Genomic DNA, 8,585 nt, shown 5'->3' on the forward strand with positions numbered 1-8,585 from the left:
ATGAACATATTCAAGAATAAATGCAGAGGAATAATAGCTATTACTACTTTATCCATATCATCTTATTATGCACAAATAATACCTACCATTAAATCTCCTCAAACCTACAATATTGAAAAATTTGGGAATATTCCTGTCAGCCTCAATTCAGGAAGTACCTCTTATAATATTAATTTATTTAGTTACGATGATCTTTATAATGGAAATGGGTATGATATAAGTCTGAATTATTATGGGACAGGATTTGTTCCTGCGAAAAAATCCAATTATGTAGGGCTGGATTGGTCACTGGATATAGGAGGAACGATAAGCAGGGAGGTAAGAGGTGTTGCTGATGACCTTTTTTCTGATTTCCCTAAGTTTTCCGATCGATTGTACGGATATTTGGAAGGAGTCAAAACATGCAATAAAAACAATATTGACATCTACAACTCAAATTATCCCTCTCTTCCTGCAGGATACGGAGGTAAAGGAATCAAGTGTGGAAACCATAGTTTTGAATTGGAACCTGATAAATTTAGTTTCAATTTCATGGGAAATAGTGGATATTTCTTTATCGGAAATGATATGAAACCCATTATTATCTCTGATAATAAAAATCTGAAAATTGATATTTCAGGACTCTCCAGTAAGCAACCACTCCATCCTACCTTACAAAATGGAGCTAAATGCCTTACCCAAACAACTACCATAAAAATAACGGATGAAAAAGGGATTCAATATTATTTCGGAGGGAATTACGAAAACCTGGAAATATCCTATAACCTGAATCCGGCAGAGGCTGAAAACAGATTTACCATTACAGCATGGAATCTTTATAAAATAGAATATCCTAATTCTGATATATTAGAAATAAAATACCGTACGGTAAATGCTAATTCTGGGGATAGAAATTTTTGTGTCAATAATGATGACATTCTTACATTACAGGAACCGTTTCAGCTTATGTTTGATCGTAATATTATTTTCAAGCAAGAATTTAGTGTAACGAATGAAAGTTATAGTGCAGGAAATTTATTGTTTGATGGGACTGTACGTTGGGGAAATTCAAACAATTCAGTGGAGAATCATCAACGGTCTTATTCCGCTACTAAAAAAAGCTTTCCCAATACAGTTCTCTTTAATGGAAAAACAATTGTTTCCTTTGATTATGAGAGATATGAAAAGTATTTAATATCAGCTATTCCTTCATTAAAACTTAAAAATATTAATTTTTATAATATTACCGGAGGGCGTCTTATTAAGACTGTGAATCTTAATTATTACAGAAATCAAGATTATTTCTTTTTAGAGACTGTGAAAATGTTCAGAAAAGAGAAATTATCATTGGAATATTTTCAGCAGTACAATTTCGATTATTATAATAAAGAGGAGCTTCCGGATGATAGTACGGGACTTATCGATTATTGGGGCTATTGGAATAATAAGCCTATGTCAAAGCTTGTTCCCAATTTCACCTTGGATAAAAATACAGGGGACTATACGATTACCGATAATACCAGAGATTCAAATCCTGCTTTATGCTCAGTAGGTTTGATGAAAACTATTACATATCCTACGAAGGGAAAAAGTGAGTTTATCTATGAGCCGCATCAGTATAGTGAAAAGATTGACAGAAACTCTGCCTCACAATTTAAAAATGTATTGGTACCATCCATAGGTTCTGTAGGAGGAGGGCGTATCCAAAAGATTATCAATTATTCCAATGATGGAACACAAGTAGGATTAAAGGAGTATAAATATATCAGCAACTATGCTCCCAATGCAGCAAATACAAAATCAAGTGGGATATTATCAAGTTATTATAGAAATCTGGATTATCTGAAAACACAGGCAGGACCTAAAACCAAAGAAAGTCTTCAGGTGTATTCTAGTAATATAATTGAAACATCCATGAATTCCTCTCCCGTTCTGTATTCAGAAGTCACGGAAATAGAAAATAATAAGGGATATACCAAATCCTATTTTACAGATTACAAAATGTATCCTGATGATCCGAATTTTAAAGAAGTGTATAATAATACAGGAGTGACAAGTCCCATCTCTTATTCTCCACCTAATATGGGAAATATCAACTTGCCTTATCGTTCCAACAACTACAAAAGAGGAAAGTTGTATAAGCAGGAAATGTATGATCAGAATTTTGTGAAGATTAAGTCGTCCACCACTGACTTTGTTGATATTTCTGAAGCTATTCCGAATAATTTTGTAACCTATGTGACAGACAGGGTGTTTTCGAGATATTTCTTTAAGCTATACGGAGGTTCATTTTCTCCTTCTAAAACGGTGACAAGTGAGATACTCAATAATAATCTGATCTCATCTACAACAGATTATTCCTATCAATCGGCTAATGGACTGAATGTATCAAAACTTAAAAACATCCAGGCTGACGGGAGGATAACAGAAACAACCTATAAGTACGCTCATGAAAAAGCAAACCAAAAGCTGATCAATGCCAATATAGTAGATACTCCCTTGGAGACAGCTATTACACAAACAATAAACGGAACGACTAAGGCCATATCAAAATCAGAAACAAAATATGATCATGCTGCAAATATTTATCCAAGTGCCACACTGACTTATGATCTTTTGAATGGATCTTCAACCGAAGTAACCTATGATTTATATGATTCAAAAGGAAATCTTCAACAGTATACCACAAAAGATGGAATTCCTGTATCTCTTATGTGGGGATATGATCAAACTCAACCTATTGCTAAGATAGAAGGAGCCATGTACAATCAGGTATCGGGATTAATTGCCGGAATTGTTTCTGCTTCAGATACCGATGCTGTACAGGGTACAGAAACTTCGAAAAATGCTCTAATTACTGCATTGGATGCCTTTAGAAACTTACCGGCTTTGATGGCTACACAGATTACAACCTATACTTACAATCCTCAAATCGGAGTGACAAGTATTACCCCAACATCAGGAGTCAGAGAAAACTATATCTATGATTCTGCTAATAGACTTGAAAAAGTAGTTGATGTGAATGGCAAAGTGTTGAAAGAATATAAATACAATTACAAGAACTAATAATGAACAGAAAATTAAAAACAATTATATCGGTCAGTACTTTTTTGGTGGCAGGATTCTTCCATGCTCAGTTAAGTCCTACTGAAAACTATGTATCTTCAAAAACGTATCTTTCAGATCCTACACAACCCAATCCTAAAACCTCAGAAACGGTTCAGTATTTTGATGGATTAGGAAGACCAAAACAGGTAGTTAATGTTAAAGCTTCTCCATCAGGTAAAGATGTAGTCACCCATATTGAATATGATGCATTTGGAATGCAATCCAAAGACTATTTGCCAGTCCCTCAGTCATCAACCGGAAACGGAGCGATAGTTTCCAATCCTTTGGGAAATGCCTCTTCTATTTATGGAGCTGAAAAGATTTATTCAGAAAAAGTATTGGAAAAATCTCCATTAGATAGATTACAACAACAAATTCAGGTAGGAAACGATTGGACCAATAAGCCTGTAAAGTTTGATTATAGTGCTAATATAGCAGATGAAGTTATTAAATATACCACCACGACCATTTGGGAGAATAACGCTACAAAATCCTCCATTGAATATAAAGGAACTTATGGAGCTAACCAACTTTATAAGAATACGGTTACCGATGAAGATGGGAATAAAACCATCGAATTTAAAAATGGTATAGGACAATTGCTTTTGGTAAGAAAAATATTAAGTACTACTGAAAATGCAGATACCTATTATGTTTATAATGAATACAATCAATTAGCCTGGGTAATTCCACCACTTCTTTCCAAAAAGAAGACCTGGGACTTGGCTGATCAACAAGCTTTGGCTTATGAATACCGTTACGATGGAAGAAATCGATTGGTTGAGAAGAAACTTCCCGGTAAAGGTTGGGAACATATGGTGTATGATAAAGCAGACCGCCTTGTCTTTACTCAGGATGAACTCATGAGAGCCCAAAATAAATGGCTTTTCAGTAAATATGATTTATTTGGAAGAGTGATTATCACTGGAATCGTAGGAGGAACTTCTCGAGCAGATATGCAGAATATGATTGCTAACAATCTGATTGTTGAAAACCGAAATCCTCCAGGATTTACCAAGAATGGAATGTCGATTCAATATACAAATAATCACTTTCCCTATCTTGAAACCGTATTATCAGTGAACTATTATGATACTTATCCTCTCTATAGTTTTAACCCAACTTTTCCTACCAGTATTCAGGGAGAAGTTGTCCTAACAGATAATCCATCCACAAGTGGAGGAAAGAGTACCAAGAGCTTTGCTGTAATGAGCCTGGTAAAGAATATTGAAGATGACAACTGGACAAAGAACTACTCTTATTACGATACTAAAGGAAGAGTGATAGGAAATCATTCCATCAATTATTTGGGAGGGTACACGAGAACAGAATCCAAATTGGATTTTACAGGAGTGGTTCAAAATACAATTACCAAACATAAGAGATTGAATACCGATACTGAAAAAGTCATTACTGAGGTATTTACTTATGATTCTCAAAATAGGTTATTAAAACATACCCATAAAGTAGATGGTAATCCTGAGGAAATCTTAGCTCAGAATACCTATAATGAACTTTCTCAATTACAAACTAAGAAAGTAGGAGGAGTAAGTCCAACCAGCCCGATTCAAACCATAGATTACAAATACAATATCAGAGGATGGATGACTAAGATCAATGATCCTTCCAATTTGAATGGAAAGTTGTTTGGATATGAGATGAAATATAACAACCCTGTACTTACTACTCTTGCTCCTGCAAAATACAATGGAAATATTGCAGAAATTGATTGGAAGACTTCTAATGATGGAATTCTAAAACGATATGCCTATCATTATGATGGATTGAACAGACTTTTGTATGGTCATTATGCTGAACCTTTGGGTACTATTCCTCAGGCAGATCATTTTGGAGAGTCTATGGAATATGATCTGAATGGGAATATTACCCGTTTATATCGAAATGCTAAGAACACGAATGGGCAGGCAATGCAGATTGATAATCTTAGTTATATCTATTTAGGAAATAGACTTACTAAAGTAACGGATACAAGTCAAAACACGGATGGTTATCCTGGAGGAGGAAATGTTATAGGTTATGATAATAATGGTAATATGACCAGTCATCCTGATAAAGGAATCAATGGTATCAGCTATAATTTTTTGAATCTTCCATCAGAGATTAAAGCTAATTCTGGGAATTCAAATGCGGCTATTACCCGTTATGTATATCGTGCAGATGGAGTAAAGATTGCGAAAAATTATATTCTTGGAGGGACTACAAAAGAAACCCAATATCTAGATGGATTTCAATATGATAATAGTGGTACTTCCAATATATTGGCTTCATCTTCCTCATTAAAGTTTGTTCCTACAGCCGAGGGATACTTTGATTTTGTAAAAAATAAGTATATTTACAACTATACAGACCATTTAGGAAATGTACGTTTAAGCTATTTTAATAATGTATCAGGAGTAGAAGTTCTTGAAGAAAACAATTATTATCCGTTTGGATTGAAACATCAGGGTTACAATATACTAAGTGGAAATTCTAATTATCAATATAAATACAACGGGAAGGAGTTGCAGGAGACTGGAATGTATGACTACGGATGGCGTCAATATATGCCTGACTTGTGTCGATGGATACAATCGGATCCATTAATTAAAGATTTAGATTTTACTTTTGACCCTAATAATATTGATGATGACGATGATAAGGAAGTAGCTAGTGCAATTGAAACTACTTTAGGAAATGGTGGAGGGATTTTTAATCCAGATAACCTAAGCCCATATTCTTATGGATATAACAACCCTATAAAATTTGATGACCCAGATGGACGATGTCCAACTTGTCTTGTTGGTGCATTTGTAGGAGGGCTAACGGATTATGGTATGCAAGTCGCAGCTAACTATCTTGATCCGACAGTTAAAAATAAGTGGACTGATAATATTTCTGTTTCATCAATAGCTTTATCAGCAGCGGAAGGTGCTTTAACACAAGGCGGAAGTGCAATTAGAAAAGCAGCCATAAAGACGACAGTAATGGTAGTGAATAATACAGTAGACGTGAAATATTCTGGAGGAAAATTAACCGGTAAAGCTGAAACTAATGTTAGGAATATCGCTAAAAATACACTAACGGATGCTGCTGTTGGAGGTATTGCTAAAAAAGCAGGAGGTTTAGCAAAGACAACAAAATTAGATAAAGTAGCTAATAAAGTGAATGTAAATAGTAATACTAAAGCCAAAAATTTTGTTCAAAAAACGACTGGACTAAGTTCTAGGACATCAAGTAGTGTCTCAAAAAAAGTTGATGTAAAAGGGATTTCAAAGCAATTGAGTAACGGGATTAAAAACTCTACTAACAAAACTGTTGAAAATTCTGTTAATGCAACTACTAAAAATAGTGTAGATAAATTAAAAGATAAGACAAATGAATAAAAAAAGAATCCTTTTAGTTTTGATTTTCCTAATAATTATTTTTCTTAATAGAAATGTATTAATATTTAGACCTTTATTATCTGTTGTCTCAACACAAACGACATACGGATTGGTTGTAAACGAAAAAGATGTATTAAGGAGAGGTTTTATAACGGGTACATTTAATTATTATTATAAATTTTCAGTAAATGGCGAAAATTATTCTAATCCAAGTTACGATGAAAGCTATAAAGTCGGTGATACTGTTTTGATAGAATACAACGAAACTTTTCCTTTTATGAATAGGATCAAAAATCAGAAATAAAAATACTATTAAATAAAAACCCATCGCAAAGTAGTCATGGTCGGAAGATTTTTCTTCTGACCATGATTAACTTTGTGGCCTCCCTTGCCTGATCCAACTTATATAATCATATTGGATTATAGATAATCTTAATCTTTATCAAAGTGAGCTATTAATAATTAACCTGAGTTCGGGATAAGAAGCGGAATAAAATTTGCAAAAAAAAGTAATAATTCGTATATTTAAGTTTATGAAATTCAAATATTTAAACGAATTATTACTTATGATTTTGAAAGATCAAATTACAACTATTTTTGTACAAATTGATGATTTTTGTAAAGAGTTTGATGCTCAAATTAAACAAATGAAGCTGGGAGTACTTGGTGGGCACAAGAAAAGAAGAAGCAGAGCATCTCTGATGTCAGATTCTGAAATGATCACCATCATGATTGGATTTCATTTGGGAGCTCATAAAACTTTTAAGCATTATTATCAGCAGGTAGTTTGTGTTTATTGGAGAGATTTGTTTCCTAAAAGCCTTTCTTACAATAGATTTATAGAACTTCAGCAAAAATGCTTTGTGGTTTTCGCCTTATTTTTAAAAGAAAAAGGTTTGGGAAAATGCACTGGAATAAGCTTTATGGACAGCACAACTCTGAAAGTTTGCAGAAATCAGAGAATTCATAACCATAAAGTTTTTAAAGGATTGGCTGAACGTGGAAAGTCTTCAATGGGCTGGTTTTATGGATTTAAATTGCATTTGGCTTGTAATGAAAAGGGTGAGCTTTTATCTTTTTATTTAACAAAAGGGAATATGGATGACCGAAATCCAAAGCATATCAAAAAAATGACCAAGCAATTATTTGGAAAACTCTTCGCAGACAAAGGATACCTTTCAAAAGCTCTTTGGGAAATGCTTTTTGCAGATGGTATCCAACTTTTTACCAAACTTCGAAAGAATATGAAAAATCATATTATGAATATGGAAGACAAGATTTTGCTTAGAAAAAGAGCCCTCATTGAGACCATAAATGATGAACTTAAAAATCATTGCCAGGTGGAACATACCAGACATCGAAGTGTAAATAATTTTATGATGAACATTTTGGGAAGCCTCACTGCATACTGTTTCTTTCCTAAAAAACCGTCACTAAACCTGAAAAAGGTAAAGGACGGCCAATTATTTTTAAACTTTGCTTAACCCGAACTCAGGTTAATTAGTAATTTTTCTTGTAAAATAAAATATTACCATTTTTCTCACACATACAAAAAGTGGGATATTAGGAGTTTTGTGGAGAGAGGAAAAGCTTGGGCATTAGATTATAGGGAACTTAATTGCCACAAAAATGGATGAGTAATTAATGAATTAGTTTTTATTTTAAATTAATATATGCAAGAATTATTTGTGAAAAAATATTGAAATGAGAAAAATATATGGTTCTATTTACATTTCCAAAAAGATGAGGCAATAAGACAAGTTGAAATCTACTCCATTTGTAAAGTTAATTTAACGCTAGAAGTTCCATGTTAAGAAGAATCAATTTTATTTGATAGACCTATAGATCAACTGGATTTACAAGCTTCTGATTTTATTACAAAGGAAGAGTTTGAAAAATTGGGAAAGATTAAAATTAGGAATATTTTCATAGTTCGTTGAATGAGTCAATACCGTACTTAAAGTGATTTAGTTTGTTTTATAATTGTTGACACTATCTCGTAAAGTGTGTAAGTTAAAAAGTTAGGCTTGGATTTATAATCTGAGCCTTTTTTCAAAAATAAGCATAAATTGGTTGAGAACAATACCCCAATTTCGAATAGGCATGGTCCATTTT

Annotated in this window: 4 protein-coding genes; all 4 read left to right on the forward strand. The window is 33.3% G+C overall.

Annotated elements, in window-relative coordinates; translation table 11 throughout:
* The 4 genes from CHRY9293_RS12305 (at window position 1) to CHRY9293_RS12320 (ending at window position 7,954) form a co-directional block, all read left to right on the forward strand.
* Window positions 1–3,045, forward strand: a complete 3,045-nt coding sequence (locus tag CHRY9293_RS12305; RefSeq protein ID WP_162033247.1) for an RHS repeat domain-containing protein — start codon at window positions 1–3, stop codon at window positions 3,043–3,045.
* A gap of 2 nt (window positions 3,046–3,047) precedes the next feature.
* On the forward strand, window positions 3,048–6,470 hold the full coding sequence (locus CHRY9293_RS12310; protein WP_162033248.1) for a DUF6443 domain-containing protein: 3,423 nt from the start codon (window positions 3,048–3,050) through the stop codon (window positions 6,468–6,470).
* A complete protein-coding gene (locus CHRY9293_RS12315) occupies window positions 6,463–6,774 on the forward strand; it encodes a hypothetical protein (protein WP_162033249.1) in 312 nt (103 codons plus the stop codon). Before CHRY9293_RS12310 ends, CHRY9293_RS12315 begins: the two co-directional genes overlap by 8 nt.
* Before the next feature lie 262 nt (window positions 6,775–7,036).
* Window positions 7,037–7,954, forward strand: coding sequence for an IS982 family transposase (locus CHRY9293_RS12320; protein WP_162033256.1), 918 nt, complete (start codon window positions 7,037–7,039; stop codon window positions 7,952–7,954).
* Window positions 7,955–8,585 lie beyond the last annotated feature (631 nt).

The organism is Chryseobacterium potabilaquae (assembly GCF_902728265.1).
Taxonomy (GTDB): domain Bacteria; phylum Bacteroidota; class Bacteroidia; order Flavobacteriales; family Weeksellaceae; genus Chryseobacterium; species Chryseobacterium potabilaquae.

Bases quoted from the DNA above. Each gene is read 5' to 3' on its own strand.
- CHRY9293_RS12305 (WP_162033247.1), top strand. From the start codon at position 1: ATGAACATATTCAAGAATAAATGCAGAGGAATAATAGCTATTACTACT.
- CHRY9293_RS12310 (WP_162033248.1), top strand. From the start codon at position 3,048: ATGAACAGAAAATTAAAAACAATTATATCGGTCAGTACTTTTTTGGTG.
- CHRY9293_RS12315 (WP_162033249.1), top strand. From the start codon at position 6,463: ATGAATAAAAAAAGAATCCTTTTAGTTTTGATTTTCCTAATAATTATT.
- CHRY9293_RS12320 (WP_162033256.1), top strand. From the start codon at position 7,037: ATGATTTTGAAAGATCAAATTACAACTATTTTTGTACAAATTGATGAT.